The sequence below is a fragment of the Halobacillus sp. ABH2_015 genome (genome assembly GCF_056158945.1).
Genome location: NZ_JBSWUG010000002.1, coordinates 1,830,220 through 1,854,129, shown reverse-complemented (window position 1 = coordinate 1,854,129; position 23,910 = coordinate 1,830,220). Strand labels below are relative to the sequence as shown.

The 23,910-nt window shown below is 46.3% G+C and carries 28 protein-coding genes; 23 read left to right on the top strand and 5 right to left on the bottom strand.

Annotated elements, in window-relative coordinates:
* Positions 1–5 precede the first annotated feature (5 nt).
* Positions 6–254, bottom strand: a complete 249-nt coding sequence (locus tag ACXAD6_RS09855) for a ferredoxin (protein ID WP_027954456.1) — start codon at positions 252–254, stop codon at positions 6–8.
* Between the two features lie 175 nt (positions 255–429).
* Here ACXAD6_RS09855 and ACXAD6_RS09850 point away from each other — a divergent pair, with 175 nt between their 5' ends.
* Genes ACXAD6_RS09850 through ACXAD6_RS09835 form a run of 4 tightly spaced genes read left to right on the top strand, consistent with a single transcriptional unit; the run spans position 430 to position 3,856 of the window.
* Positions 430–1,482, top strand: coding sequence for a YpbB family protein (locus ACXAD6_RS09850; protein WP_474968715.1), 1,053 nt, complete (start codon positions 430–432; stop codon positions 1,480–1,482).
* Positions 1,479–2,993, top strand: a complete 1,515-nt coding sequence (locus ACXAD6_RS09845) for a RecQ family ATP-dependent DNA helicase (RefSeq protein ID WP_474968714.1) — start codon at positions 1,479–1,481, stop codon at positions 2,991–2,993. Before ACXAD6_RS09850 ends, ACXAD6_RS09845 begins: the two co-directional genes overlap by 4 nt.
* Positions 2,986–3,588 carry a lysostaphin resistance A-like protein gene (locus ACXAD6_RS09840; RefSeq protein WP_474968713.1) on the top strand — a complete coding sequence of 201 codons (603 nt, stop codon included), beginning with the start codon at positions 2,986–2,988 and terminating at the stop codon, positions 3,586–3,588. The genes ACXAD6_RS09845 and ACXAD6_RS09840 overlap by 8 nt, the downstream gene beginning before the upstream one ends.
* Entirely contained in the window at positions 3,572–3,856 is a 285-nt protein-coding gene (locus tag ACXAD6_RS09835; RefSeq protein ID WP_474968712.1) for a hypothetical protein, read from the top strand. Before ACXAD6_RS09840 ends, ACXAD6_RS09835 begins: the two co-directional genes overlap by 17 nt.
* A gap of 4 nt (positions 3,857–3,860) precedes the next feature.
* Here ACXAD6_RS09835 and ACXAD6_RS09830 read toward each other — a convergent pair whose 3' ends face one another.
* From ACXAD6_RS09830 to ACXAD6_RS09820, 3 genes are read right to left on the bottom strand one after another with little or no spacing between them, the layout of a single operon-like run.
* Positions 3,861–4,430 (bottom strand): manganese catalase family protein, encoded by a 570-nt coding sequence (locus ACXAD6_RS09830; protein ID WP_027954451.1) that lies wholly within the window; start codon positions 4,428–4,430, stop codon positions 3,861–3,863.
* 26 nt (positions 4,431–4,456) lie between these two features.
* Positions 4,457–4,726 (bottom strand): spore coat protein CotJB, encoded by a 270-nt coding sequence (locus tag ACXAD6_RS09825; RefSeq protein WP_474968711.1) that lies wholly within the window; start codon positions 4,724–4,726, stop codon positions 4,457–4,459.
* Positions 4,723–4,944 (bottom strand): spore coat associated protein CotJA, encoded by a 222-nt coding sequence (locus ACXAD6_RS09820; RefSeq protein ID WP_027954449.1) that lies wholly within the window; start codon positions 4,942–4,944, stop codon positions 4,723–4,725. Before ACXAD6_RS09820 ends, ACXAD6_RS09825 begins: the two co-directional genes overlap by 4 nt.
* A 143-nt stretch (positions 4,945–5,087) precedes the next feature.
* On the opposite strand from ACXAD6_RS09820, the gene ACXAD6_RS09815 reads away from it, so the two are divergent.
* The 7 genes from ACXAD6_RS09815 (at position 5,088) to ACXAD6_RS09785 (ending at position 11,834) form a co-directional block, all read left to right on the top strand.
* The gene (locus ACXAD6_RS09815; RefSeq protein ID WP_474968710.1) at positions 5,088–5,708 is read left to right on the top strand and encodes a CBS domain-containing protein; all 621 of its coding nucleotides are present in this window, start codon (positions 5,088–5,090) and stop codon (positions 5,706–5,708) included.
* A gap of 96 nt (positions 5,709–5,804) precedes the next feature.
* On the top strand, positions 5,805–6,590 hold the full coding sequence (locus ACXAD6_RS09810) for a metallophosphoesterase (protein ID WP_474970398.1): 786 nt from the start codon (positions 5,805–5,807) through the stop codon (positions 6,588–6,590).
* Between the two features lie 74 nt (positions 6,591–6,664).
* Positions 6,665–7,564, top strand: a complete 900-nt coding sequence (locus tag ACXAD6_RS09805; RefSeq protein ID WP_474968709.1) for a MerR family transcriptional regulator — start codon at positions 6,665–6,667, stop codon at positions 7,562–7,564.
* A gap of 122 nt (positions 7,565–7,686) precedes the next feature.
* Positions 7,687–8,271, top strand: coding sequence for a genetic competence negative regulator (locus ACXAD6_RS09800; protein ID WP_474968708.1), 585 nt, complete (start codon positions 7,687–7,689; stop codon positions 8,269–8,271).
* 124 nt (positions 8,272–8,395) lie between these two features.
* Positions 8,396–9,340, top strand: a complete 945-nt coding sequence (locus tag ACXAD6_RS09795) for a D-alanine--D-alanine ligase (RefSeq protein WP_474968707.1) — start codon at positions 8,396–8,398, stop codon at positions 9,338–9,340.
* A gap of 128 nt (positions 9,341–9,468) precedes the next feature.
* Positions 9,469–10,749, top strand: a complete 1,281-nt coding sequence (locus ACXAD6_RS09790) for a Glu/Leu/Phe/Val family dehydrogenase (RefSeq protein ID WP_027954443.1) — start codon at positions 9,469–9,471, stop codon at positions 10,747–10,749.
* 146 nt (positions 10,750–10,895) lie between these two features.
* Positions 10,896–11,834 carry a YpdA family putative bacillithiol disulfide reductase gene (locus ACXAD6_RS09785; RefSeq protein WP_474970397.1) on the top strand — a complete coding sequence of 313 codons (939 nt, stop codon included), beginning with the start codon at positions 10,896–10,898 and terminating at the stop codon, positions 11,832–11,834.
* A 34-nt stretch (positions 11,835–11,868) separates the two neighbouring features.
* Here ACXAD6_RS09785 and ACXAD6_RS09780 read toward each other — a convergent pair whose 3' ends face one another.
* Positions 11,869–12,837, bottom strand: a complete 969-nt coding sequence (locus tag ACXAD6_RS09780; RefSeq protein ID WP_474968706.1) for an asparaginase — start codon at positions 12,835–12,837, stop codon at positions 11,869–11,871.
* A gap of 87 nt (positions 12,838–12,924) precedes the next feature.
* Here ACXAD6_RS09780 and prsW point away from each other — a divergent pair, with 87 nt between their 5' ends.
* The 12 genes from prsW to der all read left to right on the top strand — a co-directional run bounded on the left by prsW (position 12,925) and on the right by der (position 23,898).
* Positions 12,925–13,608 carry a glutamic-type intramembrane protease PrsW gene (gene prsW, locus ACXAD6_RS09775; protein ID WP_474968705.1) on the top strand — a complete coding sequence of 228 codons (684 nt, stop codon included), beginning with the start codon at positions 12,925–12,927 and terminating at the stop codon, positions 13,606–13,608.
* A 169-nt stretch (positions 13,609–13,777) separates the two neighbouring features.
* Complete coding sequence (sleB, locus tag ACXAD6_RS09770) at positions 13,778–14,638, top strand: spore cortex-lytic enzyme (protein ID WP_474968704.1); 861 nt, start codon at positions 13,778–13,780, stop codon at positions 14,636–14,638.
* An 11-nt stretch (positions 14,639–14,649) separates the two neighbouring features.
* Positions 14,650–15,990, top strand: coding sequence for a germination protein YpeB (gene ypeB, locus ACXAD6_RS09765; RefSeq protein WP_474968703.1), 1,341 nt, complete (start codon positions 14,650–14,652; stop codon positions 15,988–15,990).
* 126 nt (positions 15,991–16,116) lie between these two features.
* Positions 16,117–16,782, top strand: a complete 666-nt coding sequence (locus tag ACXAD6_RS09760) for a flagellar brake protein (RefSeq protein ID WP_474968702.1) — start codon at positions 16,117–16,119, stop codon at positions 16,780–16,782.
* A gap of 119 nt (positions 16,783–16,901) precedes the next feature.
* Positions 16,902–17,585 carry a (d)CMP kinase gene (cmk, locus tag ACXAD6_RS09755; RefSeq protein WP_474968701.1) on the top strand — a complete coding sequence of 228 codons (684 nt, stop codon included), beginning with the start codon at positions 16,902–16,904 and terminating at the stop codon, positions 17,583–17,585.
* 2 nt (positions 17,586–17,587) lie between these two features.
* Positions 17,588–18,169, top strand: coding sequence for a lysophospholipid acyltransferase family protein (locus ACXAD6_RS09750; protein ID WP_474968700.1), 582 nt, complete (start codon positions 17,588–17,590; stop codon positions 18,167–18,169).
* Positions 18,170–18,272: 103 nt separating this feature from the next.
* Positions 18,273–19,415 carry a 30S ribosomal protein S1 gene (rpsA, locus tag ACXAD6_RS09745; RefSeq protein WP_027954434.1) on the top strand — a complete coding sequence of 381 codons (1,143 nt, stop codon included), beginning with the start codon at positions 18,273–18,275 and terminating at the stop codon, positions 19,413–19,415.
* Between the two features lie 19 nt (positions 19,416–19,434).
* On the top strand, positions 19,435–20,469 hold the full coding sequence (gene fni / locus ACXAD6_RS09740) for a type 2 isopentenyl-diphosphate Delta-isomerase (RefSeq protein WP_474968699.1): 1,035 nt from the start codon (positions 19,435–19,437) through the stop codon (positions 20,467–20,469).
* A gap of 289 nt (positions 20,470–20,758) precedes the next feature.
* The gene (locus tag ACXAD6_RS09735) at positions 20,759–21,343 is read left to right on the top strand and encodes a YphA family membrane protein (RefSeq protein WP_474968698.1); all 585 of its coding nucleotides are present in this window, start codon (positions 20,759–20,761) and stop codon (positions 21,341–21,343) included.
* Positions 21,340–22,212, top strand: coding sequence for a YIEGIA family protein (locus ACXAD6_RS09730; protein ID WP_474968697.1), 873 nt, complete (start codon positions 21,340–21,342; stop codon positions 22,210–22,212). The genes ACXAD6_RS09735 and ACXAD6_RS09730 overlap by 4 nt, the downstream gene beginning before the upstream one ends.
* A 6-nt stretch (positions 22,213–22,218) precedes the next feature.
* A complete protein-coding gene (locus tag ACXAD6_RS09725) occupies positions 22,219–22,404 on the top strand; it encodes a capping complex subunit for YIEGIA (RefSeq protein ID WP_027954430.1) in 186 nt (61 codons plus the stop codon).
* A gap of 183 nt (positions 22,405–22,587) precedes the next feature.
* Positions 22,588–23,898, top strand: coding sequence for a ribosome biogenesis GTPase Der (gene der, locus ACXAD6_RS09720; RefSeq protein WP_474968696.1), 1,311 nt, complete (start codon positions 22,588–22,590; stop codon positions 23,896–23,898).
* Positions 23,899–23,910 lie beyond the last annotated feature (12 nt).

Here is a 23,910-nt window from a genome sequence, read left to right as displayed (position 1 = left end):
GTATATTATTCGAATTTCAACGGATCTCCATGAAAAGGAGCTTCCGCAATTTTAATAGAATCGGTTGGACAGCCGTCAAAGGCATCTTCCATATCTTCCTCATATAAATCGGGTACAGCTTCCGTCCCCTCATTATCATCCATCACTGCAAAGGCAAGTCCTTCGTCATCATAATCATAGATGTCCGGAGCAGCAGCCCCGCAGGCCCCGCAGGCAATACAGGTTTCTTTATCGACCATCGTGTATTTCGCCAAAGGGTTTTCCCCTCCTTTTTCTAACCATTCTATATTGACAGGCATTGTCTATGAAAGTGGTCCACGTCCTATTGTAAATCTCCCCCCTGTATTTTTCAAATGGTTGACTAGGAGCTGTTTTTCAGGGCGTGTTGTACGAACGATGAAAAAATCAAACGAGAAAGGTGGTGGGTGGATGTTTGAATCTATTGTTCTTCACTGCATCCAGCGGTTTAAAGGGGAACGGACGGTATCTGGTATTTTTAATATGCTGACAGGGAAAAGATCCTCCCAGACCATGCAGGATGCCAAAGCATATCAGCTTGATCATCTGTTCGGTATTTTTCCAGAGCTGGACCGCAGACGACTGGATACCGTGATCGACCAGATGTCTCATCGTGGAGAAATCGTTCTGAATGAGCAGAGTTTCCCGCACATAACAGAAAACAGCCGGCAGCCGTCTCCGCACACGTTCCCGTATTTTCAGGGGATGACCTGGCATGAAGTGGTCCCGGCCTTCATTTCCCGTTTAAACCTTCTCGTACAGGCGTCTTCAAATAAAGAAGCGGGGATTCAGTCCTATGTAGCCATTGTTGACAATCCAGAAGCCCAGCTATGGGTGAAAAAGGTGTTCGCCACTTTCCAGAATAAGCTGGCCCGCCTCAACCAATCCTTGTATGAAGAACTGGAAAGGCTTCTTTCTGGTCATGATCCAATCCAGGCGGAGCTGTTTACTCACCGCCTTACGGGTGGAGGGTGGATAGGTCTGACTATGGATCAGCTTAAAGAAAAATTCAGTTTGTCCAAGGAGGATGTCCTGCTGGGGCTGAGACATACGTACTATTATCTATTTCAGCAGGCAAAAATGGACCAGGATGCCTATCCTGTCCTCCATTTATGCACCCGCGGTCTTCAAGCCTCCCATCTCGTTACAGCGTCCGCGGGGAAAACCTATCAGCTTATAGCCCAGGGGCTTTCCCTTGAAGAGATTGTGACTATCCGGCGTTTGAAGAAAAGCACGATACAGGATCATATTGTGGAAGCCGCCCTTGTAACTCCTGACTTTGACGTCTCTCCCTTTTTGACGGCGGACCAGGTCGTGGAGATCAATCAAAAAGCGGTTGATTTGAATACCCAGCGGCTGAAGCACATTCATCAGGATCTTGGAGGCGTCTATGATTACTTTGAAATCCGCCTGGCTCTGGCTCATGGGCGGAGCACGCACATAGAAAGGAAGCCATTATCTTGAGTACACAGCTAGCAGCAGCATTAAAAAAATATTTCGGCTTTGACCAGTTCCGGGAAGGGCAGGAAGATGTCATCCGGGATGTGATGGACGGAAACGATGTTCTGGGGATTCTTCCAACAGGCACGGGTAAATCCTTATGCTATCAACTGCCCGCACGGCTTCTCCAAGGAACAACCATCGTTGTCTCCCCGCTTATATCCTTGATGGTCGATCAGGTGAAGCAGTTGAAGGCAGCCGGATATAAATCGGTTACAGCATTGAACAGCTTTATGGACATAAAGGAAAAAAAACAAGTGATTCAGAACCTTGATCAGTATGATCTTGTCTATATTTCACCGGAAATGCTTCAAAATGAACGGCTCCAGGAGGACTTTAAACGAATGACCGTTCCACTTTTTGTCATTGACGAAGCTCACTGCATCTCCCAGTGGGGGCACGAATTCCGTACAGATTATCTGAAACTGCACCGGATCATTGATTCGATAGGGAGCCCTCCTGTACTTGCTCTGAGCGCCACTGCTACACCTGAAGTCCAGGGGGATATCATGGAGAAACTAAACCGTCCGGGGATGGTCCGCCATATCTATCCTATGGATAAACAGAACATCAGCCTGTCAGTGGAGGAAGTCCAAAGCCCCGACGAGAAAACAGAAAGAATCGTAAACATCCTCTCCCATATACACGCACCGACGATGATCTATTTCTCCAGCCGCCAGTGGGCGGAGAAGGTAAGCTTTGTGCTGAGAGAGAAGCTCAGCCACCGGACCGCCTTCTATCACGGAGGCATGGAACAGACGGACCGTATGCTCGTTCAACAGCAGTTTATGAATGGGCAGCTGGATGTGATCTGCTGTACAAGTGCCTTTGGTATGGGCGTGGATAAAAAAGACATCCGTCTGGTTATTCATTTTCACCTCCCGGCCCAGACCGAGTCGTTTATTCAGGAAATCGGTCGTGCGGGAAGGGACGGAAAACCTTCTGCCAGTCTCGTTTTGTTTACAAAAAAAGATCACTACCTTCCTCAAATGCTTATCCAGAGTGAGCTGCCTGAGCGGGAGCAGCTGGATCTGGTCCTTGGTTATTTGAAACGTCAGGAAGGACGCGGACTTTTGGAGGACGCATCGATCATGGAGCAGCTTCAACTTTCTGAATCGCAGTGGAATTTCATCAAATACCAGGCAGAAGAGCGGGGCGTGCTGGATCATGGAAAGGTTCAGCCGTTTCCGATGGATTTCGAGAGCCGGCTGCATGCGCTGCTGCGGGAACGGTGGACCTATAAACAGGGGAAACTTACGGAAATGCTGACATGGATCCATCATACAGGATGCCGCAGGGAAGCGTTATACCAATCTTTTCAGGACCAAATCCGGGCGCCTTATGTTCCATGCTGTGATGCCTGTGGTTTTTCTGTAAATCATCTGACCTTTCATGAATCATTGGAAACTCCGGCAGCAGAATCTTGGAGAGAGCGCCTGCAGATGATTTTTCATCAGGGGCCGCCCCATGCGTGAGGCCCAGCAGGAAATGATCCAGGAAATGTCAGACAAACAAATCACCTTTCACCTCCTTTTGACGCAGATGATCATTATGTCTGCCGCTGTCGTAGCAAGTGCCTTTCTTTTTGATTCGTTTCTTGCGGAATGGCAGGAGCAATTTCACATAAACTGGAGGCACTGGTGGCTTTACGGTGTCATTCCAGGACTTATTATCCTTCTCATTGATTTGTTTCTCCTGTATGTTTTACCTGTGAGGGCTTATGATGATGGAGGAGTCAATAAAAGGGTTTTTGCGAGCCGGTCTTTTCCTGGAATTATCTTCATCTCTCTGCTCGTTGCCGTAAGCGAGGAAATGCTGTTCAGGGGCGTCCTCCATCATGAGTTCGGTTATATAACGGCAAGTGTACTGTTTGCCATTCTGCATATCCGTTACTTAACACGGGTGGTGCTGCTGCTATCGGTTTTATTTGTCAGTTTCTTTATCGGGTACATGTATGAAGTAACAGGAAGTCTCCCTGTTACCATTACAGCTCATTTCATCATTGATGTTGTTCTCGGTGTCTGGATCAGACTCGGGAAATGGGGGGAGAAGCATGCATCAGACGGATAAACGCGAAATCCATGAAGAAAAGGAACAGGAAGACCTCGACGTGCTGGGGCTGCCGCCGCGGCAGGAGGTCCATACGAGCAGAACGGGAAGAGTCAGGTGGAAAGTCAGCACCGCCTGGATCAGTTTTTGGTTTATCGTATTCATAGTTCTCATCTGCTTTATCTTCTCTTATCCTTTATGGGGCGAATGGCTCAAGGGGATATCTTTTCAGCCGCTGAATCTGAATGAAAAAGCGCCCTACCATGAAGAAATCACGGTGGAGCGCTGAACGGTCAAAAGAATTGTTTCCGGTCCTTTTCGAATTTTAAAATCTCCACAGCTTCACGGAAGCGCTGGGAGTGGATGACTTCCCGCTCCCTGAGAAATTTGAGGCTGTCATTGAGGCACGGATCATCGGACATATTAATGATCCATTGATAAGTGGCCCGTGCTTTTTCCTCGGCAGCTATATCCTCATACAAATCAGCAATGGGATCTCCTTTGGCTGCTATATATGTAGCTGTCCAAGGACTACCTGCTGCGTTTTGATAATACAAAGCGTGATCGTGGTTGGCGTAATGCGCACCAAGCCCTGCCTCTTTCATTTGTTCAGGTGTAGCATCCTTCGTTAATTTATAAATCATGGTTGCAATCATTTCAAGATGGGCGAATTCTTCTGTTCCTATATCTGTTAATAAACCGATGACTTTATCAGGGATGGTATATCTCTGATTCAAATAACGGAGGGCGGCCGACAGTTCCCCGTCCGCTCCGCCGTATTGTTCGATAAGATATTTGGCCAGTCTGGGGTTGCATTCCGTTACTTTAACCGGATACTGCAGTTTCTTTTCATAAAACCACATATTCTACCTCCTTAAAGTTCAAAGATTTACACCTGCCATGGCCAAGGGGCATCGGACCAGTTCCATGGATACCCGGAAAAACTGCCTCCATACTGCCGGAGGGGGCCGTATTTCTGTTCAAAGACGGTTTTCAAATCCCGGCTTTCCACTGCAAGCTGATTAAACTGCTGAACCGCCTGCGTATCTTCGGGATGTGTGTCCAAATAAAGCGTTAAATCAACCAGAGCGAAATCGACCATTTGAATTTTTTCCATCAAGGAATAGCGCTCCTGATCGTGGGATTGACCCTGCTTCATCCTTTACCTCCTTTAGGTACGGGCGTCGGGTAGGGGTCATAAAGACAGGGCCATAAGGTTCCTTTGTACAAAGCTTCCTGCAGAGGATACTGCTGCAGGTTCATTGGCTGGAATCCGAGGTATAAATTAGGTGGTGTCTGGTAACACTTGGTCCTGATGGGTGGACACGGATCAAAAGGCCCGTAATAAGGGTGGTAGCACTTCACTGGTGTATACATATTTCAACACTCCCTTTGTCTCCAAAAATATATGTGTCCAAATGTTGTCCTATTCTGATTAAGGCAGGAGAACCGCCGGCTTCAGGCGAATAAGGTACTGACCATAAAAGAAAGAGGTGACAGGTATGTTTGTAAAAGGGATCATGAAACCAGTTCATCAGTCATTTACAGCAGATGTAAACACCAGTTTGAAAGACGTGCTGGAATTGTTGGAGCAGAAAGACATCGAAGCTGTGCCTGTACTGGAGGGGAACCTTTTCAAAGGTATGATTTCGAAGGAAATGATTTATGAATCCTGCTATAAAAAGGACGGTCGGCAAGACACGGGGACTTTCCTGCAAGAAACCCCTGCTGGGGAAGCGGCCGGATATGAAGATTTCTGTATTACCAATGAAGAAGTGTTTGAACGCACACTACCTATGTTCAAGGGCTTTGCTGTACTCGCGGTGGTGGATGACCATCGTGTTTTTCAAGGGCTTGTGACACGGTATGATGTGATTGAACAATTTGAGAGTGCCTTTGGTGTAAAGAAACAAGGCATTCGGATCGCCTTTACGTCAGAAGAGTCTGAGGGCCGGATTGAACGGCTGGGGGACATCATCAAAAACTATCACGAAAACGTGATTTCTCTTGCTACCTTTGACGAGACAGATAAGCTGGCAAGGAGAATCGTTTTGAAAATCGAGGAAAATGATAATATAGAAGCCTTTACGAAAAAACTTGAAAAGTCAGGTTTTCGAATCTTAAGCGTCAAACATGTATAACCACTGCCGCTGTGCCTATCCGGGCATAGCGGTGTTTTTTTGGATATGCTATGATGATATTTTCGCTGCGGGAAACAAGGAGGTGGGCTGGAATTGGTGATATGGATACTTGTATTGGCTGTGGCAGGGCTGAGTGTGCTGTTGTATATGAGGTACCTGGCTGGTAAAGATCATGTCAGAGAGGAAAAGGTGCAGAACGCCTTTGGAAAAGACGGAGACCACCTGCGTATTTTCTTTATCTCTGATATACATAACCGCATCATTAAAGAACAAACATTAAAGAAAGCCGGGATGGTGGATGCTGTCATTATTGGTGGAGACCTGGTGGATAAACGGACATCCATTTCTAAACTTGAGACGAACCTGAAAAATTTGAAACACTGGGAAGTACCGGTTTACTTTATACCAGGCAACAATGATCATGAACTGATCGAAGAACCACTGACGGCCGTATTGGACAGACATCGGGTTGTAACGTTGTCCAATGAAGATGTGGACGGAGAAGGAATAGGAGGAACACCGTTCATAGTAACGGGTCTTGACCCTTATTTCCTGAAGCCGAGGCGGTCGCTGAAACTGGCTGATTCTTCCTGTTTCCGGATCTTATGCGTACACGATCCCTATGTATACAGTCAGATGAATGTCCAGGAAAAAAACAAGTATGATCTTGTATTGAGTGGTCATACTCACGGGGGACAGATCAGGCTGTTCGGCATAGGTCCCTATCAGCGCGGAGGATGGAGCAGAAGGGCTTCTGTTCCTCACCTGGTGAGTGAAGGGTACGGAACATCCCTTCTGCCGTTAAGACTTGGGACAAGAGCAGAGTGTCACGTCATTGACATCAGCGGATATGTAAAGGATTCTTCTAAAAACCTTGCATAAAGAATATACAAATTTTACACAATCCGTTTGATTCCTATATAATTAAAGTAAAAGACTTACTTGGAGGCAGGCTTATGGCTACGACTAAAGCAAAATATAATATTAAAGCGGTGTCACAGATGCTGGGCATCCAGCCTGGAACACTCCGAGCCTGGGAACGTCGATACAGAATGATCCGTCCTTCCCGCAATGAAGCAGGTCATCGGCTTTATACAGATGAGCATATCAGGATATTAAAATGGTTGATGGAAAAAGTGGATAAAGGTTTTACGATATCACAGGCGGTTTCACTCCTGGAAAGCAATGAAGACGCCGTCACCCATAATGAGCACTCAGAAAACCGCACACAGCTTGATAAAATTGGTGATCAGCTGCTGGACAGCCTTCTTTCGTTTAATGAGAATGACGCTCAGCGGCATCTTGATCATGCATTCAGTCTGTTCACGCCTGAAACGGTGGCGATTGATATTATCGGTCCGATTCTCGTGAAAATCGGGGATTTGTGGGAGGAAAACAAAATCACAAGCGCCCACGAGCACTTTGCCAGTCAGTTTATCCGCTCCCGTATAGGCATGATGCTTCTTTCCATTCCTTCGGACAGTATGCTTCCTAAAGCTCTGCTCGTATGCGGCCCGAATGAACGGCATGAACTGGGCCTGCTTATTTTTGCCCTCTTTTTGAAGCGGAAAGGTTATGATGTCATCTATCTCGGCCAGAGCATCGCAGGAGGAGATATCGATATTGTGATCAATGAAATTGACCCCGCTTATATGTTTATGTCCTGTACACTAAAGAAAAATATACCGATCACGATTCGTCTGGCCGAGGCGCTTCAGCGTGAATTTCCTTCTCTTAAGATAGGTCTCGGCGGGTATGCCTATGACCGGCTTTCTGAATTGGACAAGAAACGGATACAGCCGTTTATCGTTGGAAATTCCAAGCGTGCATGGGAACAGTGGCTGCAAATGAACTGATGGACTGGGAAATTATATTTGCCCCCGGCTTCAAATGTCGGATATAATTTGAAAAAAGGTGCCATATTGGCGCCGGTCATCATACTATATAGATAACACATCGTGACCAGGGGGGCGATCATATGCGAGTAGAGAGAATGACGAGTGAAAAATTCAAGATTTTCCTTACTTTTGACGATTTAATGGACCGGGGCCTCTCCCGCGAGGAACTCTGGAATGATCTACCTCGCGTACACCGGATATTCAGCGATATGATGTATGACGCAGGCATAGAGCTCGGAGTAGAGCTTACAGGAGTTCTGCTCGTGCAGGTTTATCTGCTTCAGGCACAAGGCATGCTTGTCGTTGTGACAAGAACAGAGCCTGCTGATATTGAGGAAGATGACGAAGACTACCTTGAAATGAAGGTAACCCTTGATGAGAGCAAGGAAATGATGTTTTCCTTTTCTGATTTCGAACACGTCATCCAGGCGGGGATCCACCTGCATCAGCTTGGTGTGACAGGGGGAAGTATTTATCATTATGAGGATTCCTATTATATGCTTTTGGAAGATAAAGAAATAGATCACCTGGACCAGGATCAGGTCATTGCCCTGCTTTCTGAATACGCTTCAGCCACAGCCGTAACCTCATACCGGCTGATGGAATATGGGAAATCGATTATGGACAAAGATGCCTGTGAATCAATAACTAAACATTTCTCTTAATGATGAAGGAACGAGTCTTGAAGAAAAGCTCGTTCTTTTTATTTATGGATAGAAGGCCTATTGTCAAACGTGTTACTATAAAGGTTGGCAAATCTATATCGTGGTAGGAAATGGAGTGTAGGAAATGAAGATTGCGGTGTTATATGGAGGAACCTCAGGGGAACGGGAAGTTTCCTTGTCTACAGGGAAGGGAATTATACAAGCATTGAAAAATAAAGGCCATGAGGTTACGGCCGTCGATTTTTCCCCGGATCATCTGGACCAGGTCACAGCGCTTGATGTGGACCTTGTATTCATCGGTCTGCACGGACGCTTTGGCGAAGACGGAAGGATTCAAGGTCTTCTTGATATGAAGGGGCTCCCGTATGTTGGTTCAGGGGTGCTGGCTTCTGCTCTGGCCATGGATAAGGCTAAATCCAAGCAGATCTTTTCCCTTAACGGCTTGAACACAGCGGAGAGCGCTGCTTTTGATGTTACAGATGAGAGTCAATGGTCTTCGATTGAACATACGATCAAGCAGCAGTTTCAGGTTCCCTATGTCATTAAACCGAACCAGGAAGGGTCCACACTGGGACTGACCATCGTAAAGGATGAGGCAGATGCCGGCCTGGCAGTTAAAACAGCAGCACAGTCGGATTCTATGATTCTCGTAGAGGACTATGTAAAAGGAAGAGAAGTAACTGTACCCGTCATGGGGCGCCGAGGGGAAGAGAAGGCTCTTCCGGTCATTGAAATTATTCCGAAGAATGATTATTACGATTTTGATTCAAAATATCAACCAGGTGGAAGTGAACATATCGTACCAGCTGAACTGCCGGCTGATATGACGGCGAAGCTTCAGGAAGATGCCGTTCGTGCTCATCAGCTGCTGGGATGTGACGTTTATTCACGCGTGGATTTCATTATTAATGATAAAAATGAACCGGTTATTCTTGAAGTCAATACCCTGCCGGGAATGACGCCGACGAGTCTGTTTCCTGATGCCGCTCAAGAGATCGGCTTAAGTTATGATGATTTAATCCAATCGTTCGTGGATCTGTCCCAGCCTGCATATGAGAAAAAAGTGTAATCGCTTACAACTTCTTTGTGAAAACGGATGAAAAAGCTGGTTTCGACCTTTCCAACAGGCAGAGGAACGTGTATACTATTCACTGAAAGAAGAGCCCTAATCGAATGGATGATATAGGAGGTAAATGGATGGTAGCCGATAAGCCTGCAGACAATGCAAACGAAAAAAATGACAAACTTGACGTGTTGAAATCCACGCAGACCGTGGTTAAAAAAGCACTTGATAAATTAGGATACCCTAATGAAGTATATGAATTAATGAAAGAGCCTGTCCGCATGATGACCGTAAGAATTCCTGTAAGAATGGACAACGATCAGATTAAAATCTTTACAGGGTACAGGTCCCAGCATAATGATGCTGTAGGTCCAACCAAAGGCGGCGTCCGTTTTCATCCAAATGTGTCTGAAAAAGAAGTCAAAGCGCTCTCCATCTGGATGAGTTTAAAAGCCGGTATTGTCGATCTTCCGTACGGCGGAGGTAAGGGCGGTATTGTATGTGATCCGAGGGAAATGTCCTTCCGTGAACTGGAAGGAGTCAGCCGCGGATACGTCCGGGCGATCAGCCAGATCGTAGGCCCGACGAAAGATATTCCCGCTCCCGATGTATTTACCAATTCACAGATTATGGCGTGGATGATGGATGAATACAGCCGCATTGATGAATTTAACAACCCGGGTTTCATTACAGGTAAACCACTGGTGCTCGGTGGTTCCCACGGAAGGGAAACCGCGACAGCGAAGGGCGTAACCATCTGCATTGAAGAAGCCGCCAAGAAAAAAGGCATCAATGTCGAAGGCGCAAGAGTCGTCGTTCAAGGCTTTGGTAATGCCGGAAGCTTCCTTGCGAAATTCATGCATGATAAAGGTGCTAAAGTGGTCGGAATATCGGATGCCTACGGAGGGCTTCACGATCCGGATGGTCTTGACATTGACTATCTTCTGGACCGTCGTGACAGCTTCGGCACAGTGACCAACCTGTTCAACAATACAATTACGAATGAAGAACTGCTGGAGCTTGACTGTGATATTCTTGTTCCCGCAGCTATTGAAAACCAGATTACAGAAGATAACGCCTATAACGTGAAAGCGAACATTGTCGTAGAGGCAGCGAACGGGCCAACGACACTCGAAGCAACGAGAATTCTTTCTGAGCGCGGCATCCTTCTTGTGCCGGATGTACTGGCTTCTTCCGGGGGCGTAACCGTTTCCTACTTTGAGTGGGTACAGAACAACCAGGGATATTACTGGACAGAAGAAGAAGTGGAAGAGAAGCTTCATAAAGTCATCGTCAAAGGTTTTGACAATGTCTACCGTACATCAGAAACAAGGCGCGTGGATATGAGACTGGCCGCCTATATGGTCGGGGTCAGAAAAATGGCAGAAGCATCCCGTTTCCGTGGATGGATATAACTTGATTCTATAAATGGAATCTCCTATCATGATGATGGTAGGAGATTCATTTTTTTGAAATGAACGGAAGAACGTTGTTGGAAAGAGGAGTGTTATACGTGCATCAACAAGAAAAAGCCATCATCATCGGCGGCGGTCCCTGTGGGATGAGTGCAGCTATTGAACTTCAGAAGGCTGGTATTGAACCGTTAATCATTGAAAAAGGGAATATTGTAAATTCTATTTATCATTACCCGACCCATCAAACTTTCTTCAGCTCCAGTGAAAAACTGGAAATTGGTGAAATTCCTTTTATTTCTGAAAGGCAGAAACCGGTGCGTAATGAGGCGCTTGCTTATTACCGTGCGGTGGCGGAGAGAGAGAACCTGCGGGTGCATACGTACGAAAAGGTTCAAAAGGTTGAAAGAGAAACTAGCGGGTTCATCATCCATACAGAAAAATCATCGGGTGAACAATCATCGTATGCAGCGGACCAGGTAATCGTTGCGACAGGCTATTATGATCAGCCGAACTTCATGGGTGTCCAGGGGGAGGAGCTTCCTAAAGTGATGCACTACTTCAAAGAGGGGCATCCCTATTACAACAAGAATGTCGTCATCATCGGTGGAAAAAACTCGGCAGCGGATGCTGCTTTGGAACTGGAAAAATCAGGTGCTCGGGTAACCGTTCTGTATCGTGGTGAAGATTATTCGAAAAGTATCAAGCCATGGATTCTCCCTCAGTTTGAAGCCCTTGTGAGAAAAGGAATCGTTACCATGGAATTTTGTGCCGACGTAAAAGAGATTACTCAGGATGCCGTCCGATATGAATGCAATGGGGAAGAAAAAAGTGTGGCGAACGACTTTGTCTTTGCAATGACGGGCTATCAACCTGACCACAGCTTCCTGACGAAAATGGGCGTGGAGATAAACGAGGAAACCGGGCGTCCATCCTTTAATGAGGACACAATGGAAACGAATGTTCCAGGCATTTATATTGCCGGTGTCATCGCTGCCGGATATAACAACAATGAAATCTTTATTGAAAACGGACGCCACCACGGCGGGAAAATCGCTGCTTCCATCGCAGCGGAATCAAAAGCGTAAAAAAACGTTCAGGCACCCGCCTGAACGTTTTTTTTCAGCTGAACATATGCTCGAGTTCTGTCATATTCGCCGTCATCTCCAGAGCCACCATTAACTTGATGCGGGCTTTTGGACCTGTCAGGCCGTTTGCGAAGATGATGCCCATATTTCTAAGCTGTCGTCCGCCTCCGGGATAGCCGTAAGTGTCCTGGACGATTCCCTGATAGCAGCGGGAAACAAGGACAACGGGAATGCCTTCCTTAATTGTTCTTTCCAGTGCTTCCATCGTTTCAGGAGGGAGGTTACCCTGTCCGAGTGCTTCAATGATCAGCCCGTCCACACGGCTTTCGCGTACCGCATCGATTAAATCGCCGTCCATCCCTGCGTATGCTTTAATCAAAGACACACGTTTGCCTATGTTTTGGATCGGATAGGAGTCATGCCGGGTCATCTTATGGTGGAAAAAGACATCTGATTTTGTCGTAATTCCGATAGGCCCGTATTGAGGGCTCTGGAAAGTCGCAACATTGCTTGTGCTCGTCTTCGTTACATTTTTGGCTGTGTGGATTTCGTCATTCATAACGACGAGCACACCTTTGTCCTGGGCTTCATCACAGCTCGCCACCTTTATGGCACTTAGCAGGTTGTAGAGCCCGTCCGCTCCTATTTCATTACTTGAACGCATCGCTCCTGTTACGACGACGGGTTTTCTTGTTTGTAAGAACAAATCCAGGAAGTAGGCTGTCTCCTCCAATGTGTCTGTTCCGTGAGTGATTACGACGCCATCATAATTTCGTCTGGCCATTTTTTCATGGATATAGCGGCCGAGTTTCAACATATGGTCGGGACGGATGTGCGGGGAAGGAAGATAGAATAGAATATCATCCTCAATTTCCACCTGTCCTTGAAGAACTGTTGTGATTTCCTCCAGCGGATGGCGGGAGGAGGTATTGACTTCACCGGTTTCCTTATCTTCTTTCATTGAGATGGTTCCACCTGTATGTATGATTAAAATGCGCTTCATGAATCATCCACCAACTTTCTATATCGATAGTTCCTTTTCTTTATTCTTCATGATACGATGAATCTTAGTTGAAAGAAAGAGAGAGGGTTGATTACCTTGGCCATATTGACCGCTGCCATATCACCTGCTGTGGCCATCATGACATTCATATACTTAAGCAAGCGTATAGAACTTGAGCCTCTCCCTCTTATTATACGGATGTTTGTTATCGGCGTCATTATGGTTTTTCCCATCATGTTTATCCAGTATGCCTTTGAGACGGAACAGGTCATTACAAACCAGTTATTTGTATCCTTCTTCCTTGCAGGTCTCCTGGAGGAATTTTTCAAATGGTTTTTTCTATTATTTGTCGCCTACAGACATTCTCATTTCGATCACCACTATGATGGCATCATTTACGGTGGAGCGGTCAGTCTCGGGTTCGCGACGATCGAAAATGTTCTTTTCCTTTTTAATAAAGGGATTGAAATTGCGATGCTCCGGGCGGTCTTTCCTGTTTCTTCCCATGCCCTGTTCGGCATCATCATGGGGTATTATATGGGTAAGGCGAAGTTTACAACGGTCCATATCCGAAAGTCTCTGGCCTGTGCGCTTATCATCCCTGTTGTATTACATACGATTTATGATTACATCATCACGATTCAGACGGATACGTGGGCGTATTGGATCACCCCGTTTATGGTCGGTTTATGGATAGTCGGAATTCGAAAAATCAGACTCGCCAACGATCATCATGAATCCATCTATCATAGAAATCAAGAGACACCCTGATGAGGGTGTTTTTTTACTGCCATTCACCTGTTTTTCAATCAAAAAATTACCTGCAGGCGTTTTTACAGAAATCCATTTCATCGAGTACAGATGACGGGAATGTATAAAGTCGGGCGTAAGTAAAAAACTACTTCCATAACTAAATTATTGCGTCAGGGGTGTATGGTGGATGTTATGGAAGAAAACAATGGTCGTTACTGCAGGTCTGGTCCTGCTGATATTCCCAATAGCAGATGGCACATGGAGCAAACCGGTTCATGGATTTTCCAGTCAGGTCATCCAGCAGGGGGCAACAGGCGATGATGTCATTGAACTGCAGGCAAGGCTTCAGTATCTCGGCTTTTATAATGGCGATATTGATGGTGTGTTCGGCTGGGGGACTTATTGGGGGCTTCGGAATTTCCAGTATGAATTTGGATTGGACATCGATGGCCTGGCCGGTCAGGAAGTGAAGGATAAGCTTGTCAAAGCCAGTAATTACGATGAAGGATATGTGAAAAAACAGATCCAGGAAGGCAAAGACTTCACCCATTATGGCGGCGTTCCAAAAAGCCAGCAGACGAAGCAGCCTTCCGGTCAATCTCCTCCATCTTCAAAACAGCCGGAAAGCCAGGGAGGGGACCAGGGCGGGGGACAGCCGGATGAGCCGACAGCTGTCAACGTTCCGAGCGGATATTCACAAAATGATATTCAGCTTATGGCGAATGCCGTCTATGGCGAGGCCAGGGGGGAACCTTATGTAGGTCAGGTGGCTGTTGCGGCTGTCATATTGAACAGAGTTCAGAGTGCTTCGTTCCCGAATACAGCATCGGGGGTCATATTTGAACCTCGGGCATTCACAGCCGTGGCAGACGGTCAGATCTGGCTCGAGCCGAACGATCAGGCCAAGGAGGCGGTCATGGATGCCATCAATGGATGGGATCCATCCGGACAGGCGTTGTACTACTTTAATCCAAATACCGCCACTTCAGACTGGATTTGGACAAGACCTCAAATCAAGCAGATTGGAAAACATATCTTTTGTAAATAGGAGGTGCGAGTATGATCAGGTGGTCTTTTATTGTTGTCTTAAGTATTGCCGCTGTCGGTCTTGGCGTATGGGGGTATCAGGAGAATCAGGATAAAAATGCGGTTCTTATTCAAGCGGAAAACAGTTATCAACGCGCTTTTCATGACCTTACGTTTAACATCGATCTCCTTCATGACAAGATCGGCTCCAGCCTGGCTATGAATTCCAAGCAGAGTCTTTCCCCGCAGCTCGCGGACATATGGAAAATTTCTTCTGAAGCTAATTCGGATGTCGGGCAGCTGCCCCTGACGCTGCTTCCGTTTAGCAAGACAGAAGAATTTCTCTACGACGTTGGTGATTTTGCCTACCGCACAGCGGTGAGGGACTTGGAGAAAAAACCGCTGAGTGATGAAGAGGTTAAACTGCTGGAAGAACTGCACGAAAAGTCAGGGGAGATTGAAAGCGAACTGAGGAAAGTGCAGAATGTAGTGTTGAGTGACAACCTTCGCTGGATGGATGTGGAGCTGGCGCTGGCCACGAATGATGAAGCCGGTGATAATACGATTGTCAATGGTTTTAAAACAGTTGAAAAATCGATGGACAGCTTTGAAAGCTCTGTTACAGAGGTCGGGTTTGGAAGTTCCGGGCCTGAGAAAAATTACCGCAATCTTCAAGGAGAAAACCTGACCAAGGAAGAAGCGAAGAAAACAGCTTCCCAATGGCTTGAAAAAGTGGATACCGAGAAGCTTACGCTGACGAAATCAGGAAAAGGAGCAGATGTTCCTACTTATACAGCCTCCTTCCAGGAAGGAGATAAAAACGGGTATATCGACCTTACTGAAAAAGGTGGACACCCGTTGACTATGATGATCAGCCGGGACGTCAATGATCCTGAAATAAGTCTGTATGAGGCTTCTGAGAAGGCCAAGGAGTTTGTCAGCGGATTGGATATTGACAATCTTGAACTTGTAGAAAGCAACCAGTATGACAAAATGGGTGTCTTCCGCTTCCTTTATACGAAAAACGATGTCCGCTTTTTCCCGGATGCCGTCGTTGTTAAAGTTGCCTTGGATAATGGCGAGGTCCTGGGGCTGTCGGCCAGAGATTATTACGATTATCATAAGGACCAGGATTTGAATGAGCCGGAAATTACACTGGAAGAAGCACGCTCCAAAGTGAATCCGAACGTGGATGTCCAGGAACATCATTTGTCTGTGATTGAAAATGATTTGAAGGAACAGGTGCTGTGTTATGAATTTCTAACTACGATGGAAAATACAACCTACCGTATATTCATAAATGCATCCACAGGAGAAGAAGAAAAGGTCGAAACGTTGAAGAAAGCAGAAATGAAATTCAATCAGGAAATTTAATAGGAAAAAGACACTTTCCAACAGGAGGGTGTCTTTTTTCTTAAAACTTTGTGCCTATATTCTTCCTTTTTCTTCTTTATAATGAGATAATTCCCTTAACTGATTCATGTCAAGGGAGGGTTTTAAATGGAGATTTTTCCTATAGGAACATCCGTCATCTTGGAGGTTCCGGACGGACATTCAAAAGATGTGCCCGATAAGTACAGGTGCAGACTCGTGGATATTGAACAGGAGCGGATATACATTGATTATCCCATCCATACGGAAACAGGAAAAACAGGTTTCTTTTATGAAGGGACGCTGTTTCATGCGAGTTTTGTGGGAGAAGATGATTGCGTGTACTGGTTTAAAACAGAAGTGTTGACGCGGAAAATCAAAAACATACCGGTCATTGTCCTTTCTTTTCCGGGGGTGAATGATCTTGTGCGTATTCAACGGCGCCGTTACGTGCGGGTGGATGCAGCCGTGGATGTAGCCGCGCGCTCTTCTGATTATTCCTTCACGACCGTAACCAGTGACATCAGTGGTGGGGGGATGATGTTTACGAAGCCTCCGCATCATGACATTCAACAAGGGGATGGGATGGACTTCACCATTGTGCTTCCTATGAATGCCGGAGATTATTTTTATCTCTTGGCAGCAGGTTCGGTTGTCCGGGTGGTCCCGGCTACTTCCAGCCAAACGGCCCGTATATCGGTAGAGTTTACGGATATAGAGGAAAGAGACCGCCAGCAGATCATCCGCTACTGCTTTGAACAACAGATGAAGTGGCGGGCTAAAGCGCTGAATTAGCTTTTTAAATAGATTTTCTCCCTGGGATTGTGTTATTCTGAACAATGGTAAAAGTAGTCATTACAAGGGTAGGATCGGTTTCCACCCTGTAGTCAGGACAGATGGAGGAAATAGAACGTATGATGAACACAATCACGATTGCAATTGACGGTCCAGCGGCTGCCGGAAAGAGTACAGTAGCAAAAAAAGTCGCAGAAAAACTTTCATTTATCTACGTGGATACAGGAGCTATGTACCGTGCTCTGACATGGAAAGCCATCGAGGAAAATGTCTCGCTTGAGGATGAGGACGCTCTTTTTTCCCTTTTAAACAGAACGGATTTGAACCTTGTCCAGTCGGATGAGGGCCAGCGTGTCCTCGTAGATAAGAGTGATGTATCTGAGCGCATCCGCACGGCAGAAGTGACCAACCAGGTATCTATTACAGCAAAACACAGGAAAGTGCGGGAGGAAATGGTACGCCGTCAGCAGGAATTGGTTAAGGACAAAGGTGTTGTGATGGACGGTCGTGATATCGGAACCCATGTGCTGCCGGATGCGGAAGTGAAAATCTTCATGATCGCATCTGTCGACGAAAGAGCGGAGCGCCGCCATAAGGAAAATGTGGAAAAAGGATATCCCTCAAACCTTGAGGAATTAAAAGAAGAAATCCGCCGCCGTGATGAGCTGGATTCCAACCGTGCTGTATCCCCGCTCCTCAAAGCGGATGACGCCGTTGAAGTGGATACCACATCGATGAACATTGAAGAAGTCGTCGGCCGTATCCTGGAAATCGTGAAACAGAAAAGTCCAAAGGGGGAATAACGATGAGCCTCTATAAAATTGGTAAGCTGCTCTGCAGTGTCATTTTCTATCCCCTGTACCGGATTAAGGTTGTAGGGAAGGAAAATATTCCGGCAGATGGACCGGTTATTATCTGTTCCAATCATATTTCGAATGTAGACCCGCCTGTGGTTGGAATTACCAGCAGCCGGAATATTTACTTCCTCGCCAAAGAAGAGTTGTTTAAAAACCCTTTGATTGGGGGAATATTGAAAAAAGTCCACGCGTTCCCAATTAAACGCGGGATGAGAGACAGAAATGCTCTCCGCAAGGGTCTGGATATTCTTAAAGAAGGTCACGCCCTTGGGCTGTTCCCTGAAGGGACAAGACAGAAGAGCGGGGAAATCGGTCAGGGACTTGCCGGTGCCGGGTTCTTCGCCCTTCGATCTGAAGCTGCGATCGTTCCGTGTGCTATCATCGGACCTTATCAAAAGTTTAAGCGTCTGAAGGTCGTTTATGGAGAACCGATAGACATGTCGGAATACCGTGAACAGAAAGCGTCGGCCCAGGTCGTAACAGACCGGATCATGGAAGAAATCAGACAATTGCATAAAATTCATGAATGATATGGCGTAATCACTTGACAAAATGCTCTAAATATTAGAAGTTAGACAAAAGGGCATTTCTGTATTATTAGGTTGTGTCGGAAATTGAAGGAGGTAGCTTGGTATGGATGAAATGAATCAGGAAGTATCAGGAATGAAAGAATTCTCTGCAGGGGACATCGTGACTGGTAAGGTCGTGAAAATCGAAGAAAAACAAGTCCTTGTAGATGTTGGATATAAAGTCGAGGGGATTGTACCCATCAGTGAATTATCCAGCCTTCATGTTGAAAAAGCATCAGACGCAGTTAATGAAGGGGACGAACTGACCCTGCAGGTGAAAAAAGTGGAAGACGATGAAATCGTACTTTCCAAGCGCGCTGTAGACGCCGATAAGGCGTGGCAGGATCTTGAGGCTAAATTCGAAAGTGGAGAAATCTTCGAAGCAGAAGTCAAGGACGTTGTAAAAGGCGGTCTTGTTGTAGATATCGGTCTTCGTGGATTTATTCCAGCTTCTCTCGTTGAAACGTATTATGTGGAAGATTTTGAAGACTACAAAGGGAAAACACTTTCTCTTAAAGTGGTTGAGCTTGATCGGGAGCAGAACCGTGTCATTCTTTCTCACCGTGCGGTCGTGGAAGAAGAGGAATCAGCCAAGAAGCAGGAAGTTCTTCAATCCCTTGAGGAAGGACAGGTCATCGAAGGTACAGTACAGCGCCTTACTGACTTTGGCGCGTTTGTAAACCTCGGAGGTATTGACGGTCTTGTACATATCTCCCAGCTTTCCCACCAGCATGTGGAGAAAGCGGCAGATGTGGTTGAAGAAGGCCAGTCCGTGAAGGTTAAAGTGCTTTCTGTTGACCGCGACAATGAAAGAATTTCTCTTTCCCTCAAAGCTACACAGCCGGGACCTTGGCACGATATCCAGAATAAGGTGAACTCCGGAGAAACTCTTGAAGGTACGGTACGCCGCCTTGTAAGCTTCGGTGCTTTTGTGGAAGTTTTCCCTGGAGTCGAAGGTCTTGTGCATATCTCTCAAATTTCCAACCGCCATATCGGGACGCCGGATGAGGTGCTCGAAGAAGGCCAGACTGTTCAAGTGAAAGTTCTGGATGTGGATGAAGGGGCGAAACGCCTGTCTCTAAGCATGAAAGAACTGGAGCGTGATGAAACGCGCGCGGATATTGAACAATATGAAAGAGAAGAAGACAATTCCGGCTTTTCTCTAAGCGATATGATTGGTGACAAGCTGGATAAATACAAAAAATAAATCGTACGTGGTGATGGATATGAGTAGATCAAAAAGAAAAATTGATCATATCCGCCATGCTTTAGGTCATGAACGGGCGCCTTATAACCATTTTGATGATATGAAAATCGTTCATCAAAGCCTGGCCCGTTTGGATTTCAATCAAATCACGTTAACGGCAGAAGCGGGGGAACTTAAATTAAGTTCCCCTCTTTTTGTTAATGCCATGACCGGTGGAGGCGGAGAAAAGACAAGAGAAATCAATCGCGATCTTGCTATTGCAGCAAGGGAAACCGGTATAGGAATGGCTGTCGGCTCCCAGATGTCTGCAATCAAAAGACCGGAAGAACGATCAACCTATGAAGTCGTAAGAGAAATGAACCCGGATGGGGTGGTATTCGCCAATGTGGGCAGTGAGGCATCATTGCAGCAGGCGGAAGAAGCTGCCAGTATGATTGACGCGAATGCGCTGCAGATCCACATCAATACCCTGCAGGAATTAATCATGCCGGAAGGGGACAGGGACTTTACTGCCCGGATGACGAACATCCAGAAAATCGCACACGGGATGGATCTCCCTGTGGTCGTCAAGGAAGTCGGCTACGGCATGTCGGTGGAAACGGCACAAACGCTATACGATATCGGCGTGCGTTACATAGATGTCGGCGGCCGGGGGGGAACCAACTTTTCACGAGTGGAAAACCTCCGGAGGGAAAAGCCTTTTTCTTCCTTTAATAACTGGGGGATACCTACACCAGCCTCTATTCTTGAGGCGCGCAGCAGCCAGAACATGCACATATTCGCTTCAGGAGGCATCAGACACGGACTGGATGGGGCGAAAGCTATGGTTCTTGGAGCCTGCGGATTCGGGATGGCTGGTTCTTTGTTAAAAGTTCTTCTAGAGGAAGGCAGGGAAGCTTTAATCGATGAAATCCATCATATCCACCAGGAATTGAAGATGGCTATGATGCTTTTAAACGCCTCCAGCCCTGAAGAACTTCCTGATAAGCCTTTTGTTCTGACAGGAGAAACAAAAGCGTGGCAGGAGCAGAGGATAACGAATGGCCGCTGGTAATCTCTCGGGCTGCCGGAATTATGACGGCAGCCGTGTTTTTATCAATCCTCTTTTGTTAGAGGTGATGGGAACGAAGACTTATCTTGAAAAAGCTTTCTATAAGGTATACTTCCTGTATCAGAAGTCTGTCCGTATATCTTAAACCTGTTCCATCCTTGAAAAAAGCAGATGACCGCGGGCTTACCCGCGGGAAAGACCTATGACAGTGAAGTCATAGGTCTTTTTTTATGTGCTCCATGTTTAAAGCTGTCCAAAACCTTCCATAATGACAGTGAAGGAGTTGGAAAGTATGGCGGTTTACTGGTATGCCTGGGTGCTTGTCATCTGTGCCTGGTTTTTTATGAAACACACCCGAACAAGAACAGCCTTGCTGTTCTTTCTTTTCATCCTTATGTGTACATACAGCTGGAGTATCATTTCCCCATCCGCCTACCTTTATGCCCACCTCGCCCTTCTTATCCTATTTGGTCTATATCTCATATCTTTTCACAAAAGGCCGCTGGTGGTTTATTTATGGTTGTTTTTCTTAAGCATTGGTTATGCGTCCGCCAGCCTTTTTATCATCATTCATCCGGTTTGGATGCACCTGCCTGGATTTTCGATAGGGTTTGTCGTGGTCCTGCTTTTGAGGATGATTGTGACTGATTTGAGAGGAATGGCTGGTCTCTGGTTGTTGATCAACGGCTCAGGTATGACCCTCACCTATGTTGTCCTCCGTTTCTATGGGAAGGAAGGGGTGGTAACGGCCCAGCCGATGCTTGTTTTTGTTCTGAAAGGGTTGTTATTTCTTCTTTTTGTGCATGGTTTACGTGCATTGAAGAAAAATAATGCAGGAGCAGGAAAAAGTAAACATAAGGGAGACGCATATGCATGAATGAATATACATATCCCATTTTGTTTGGGATTATCGCAGGAACCGTTTTGAGGGTGTTTATGATGCGGACGGATTACCGTCAGTATCCGACCTATCTGCATGGAAAGATCATCCATTTGTCTTTGGGGTTTATTGCCGCTGCTCTCGGGACCATTGCCATTCCATCTATTATGGAAAAGGAATTCACAGCTGTTACTTTTCTGACGCTGGCTGCGTCCCAGTTCAGAGAGGTGCGGAACATGGAGAGAAATACACTGGCTGAAATGGACAGCTATGAACTCGTACCTCGTGGGAACACGTATATCGAAGGGATTGCTGTAGCCTTTGAAAGCCGGAATTATCTGGTGATCTTTACATCTTTCATCGTAACGCTCTGCTACCTTGCAGTGAATATGTGGGCCGCTCTCGGGGCGGCAGCGGCCTGTTTTGTATTGTCCTCCATCTTAATGAGTGGCTCTAAACTGGGCGATATCGTAACGATTGAACAGAGGGAGCTCACGTTCGATGGGGCTGGTCTTTACGTAGATAACATTTATATTATGAATATTGGTCTCCCTGAACGGCAGGATGAAATTCTGAGGTATGGGATGGGGTTTATCCTGACGCCTAAATCTTTTAATATCCGTTCTACGATTGCCAACCTCGGCCAGCGGCAGGCAATTCTTCATGATGTGTCTGTAACGCTCGGGGTCTTCCGTGATTCCGGGACTCCGGCTCTTGTGCCACTCATTAAGCGTGACTTGAATGATGGACGGATCGGTGTATTCATCCTCCCCCAGGAGAAGGATCCCGCCCGTGCCAGAGAAGTCATAGCCAATGTACCGGTGCTGGAAAATGCGATACAAAAACCAGGGAAACGGAGTGGGTGATAGCAAATGAAAATGGAAAAAGCGATCCTTGCCTCCATTACGACACTGGATAATAAAGTCCAGGGAAGTGCTGCTGTTTTCAAGTGTGAAACAAAAGAGGAGATGGAGGCGGTGGCCGCTAATTTGGAAGCCATCTTAGATGGAATCGCCCACCGGTTGAGTGACCAGCTCTATATTATTGTCAAGCACTGAACGTTGAAGAAAGAATTGTTTCTTTTCCTAAAGTCTGCTAAGATAAAAAAGTTAATGGCTTGCTGCTGTTCTTCGGGTGATGGGCGGAAACCATCAAGCCGTAGGGGAGCAGTCTTTTTTTGCTTTTCACTGCTGTTGAAACATGAAATAATGAAAATAGAATGAAGAAAGGATGATCCTTTCATGAGAAAATCAGTAATTGCAATCGTAGGAAGACCGAATGTCGGTAAATCAACAATATTCAACCGGCTGGTTGGAGAAAGAATATCTATTGTAGAAGACACGCCGGGGGTAACCAGAGACCGGATTTATGCAGAAGCCGAATGGCTCACCTCCACCTTTAATGTCATTGATACAGGTGGCATTGAAATCGGGGACGAGCCTCTTCTTGTGCAGATGCGTGCTCAGGCACAGGTGGCTATAGATGAAGCGGATGTCATCGTTTTCATGGTCAATGGCCGTGACGGCATTACCGGAGCCGATGAAGAGGTGGCAAAACTGCTCTTCAAATCCAATAAGCCTGTCGTACTGGCTGTAAATAAAGTGGATAACCCGCAGATGAGGGAGAATATCTACGAGTTTTATTCCCTGGGATTCGGTGAACCTTTCCCGATTTCCGGCACACATGGCCTGGGCCTTGGGGATCTGCTTGATGAAGTGGTTAAACACTTCCCTGAACGGATCGAGGAGGAAATCGATGATGATACCATCCGGTTCAGCTTGATTGGACGACCGAATGTCGGAAAATCTTCGCTTGTAAACAGCCTGCTCGGTCAAGAGCGTGTGATTGTCAGCGATATAGCCGGAACGACAAGGGATGCGGTTGATTCACCATTTACGAAAGACGGTCGTGACTATGTCATCATCGATACCGCGGGAATGCGTAAGCGAGGAAAAGTGTATGAATCTACAGAGAAATACAGCATTCTCCGTGCATTGAAAGCGATTGAGCGTTCCGACGTTGTTTTAACGTTGATTGATGCAGATACCGGGATCCAGGAACAGGATAAGAAAATTGCCGGATATGCCCATGAAGCCGGTAAGGCGGTCGTTATTGTCGTGAATAAATGGGACACGCTGGATACTGATGAAAAAACGATGAAGGAATTCGAAGATAAAGTCCGGGATAACTTCCGATTCCTTGATTATGCACCGATTGTCTATCTGTCTGCCAAGACGAAAAAACGCATTCATACCCTGCTTCCAAGAGTGTTGGAAGTCAGCGAAAATCATGCCAAACGGGTGCAGACCAACGTGTTGAATGAAGTCATCATGGATGCTCTGGCTATGAATCCTTCTCCTTCCATTAAAGGACAGAAGCTGAAAATCTTCTATGCTGCCCAGGTATCCGTGAAACCACCAAGCTTTGTGGTTTTTGTGAATGAACCTGAACTTATGCACTTCACGTACGAACGATTCCTGGAAAATCGGATCCGGGAAGCATTTGGATTTGAAGGAACTCCTATTAAAATCTTTGCAAGAAAACGGAGTTAAGCTGTAGGAAGG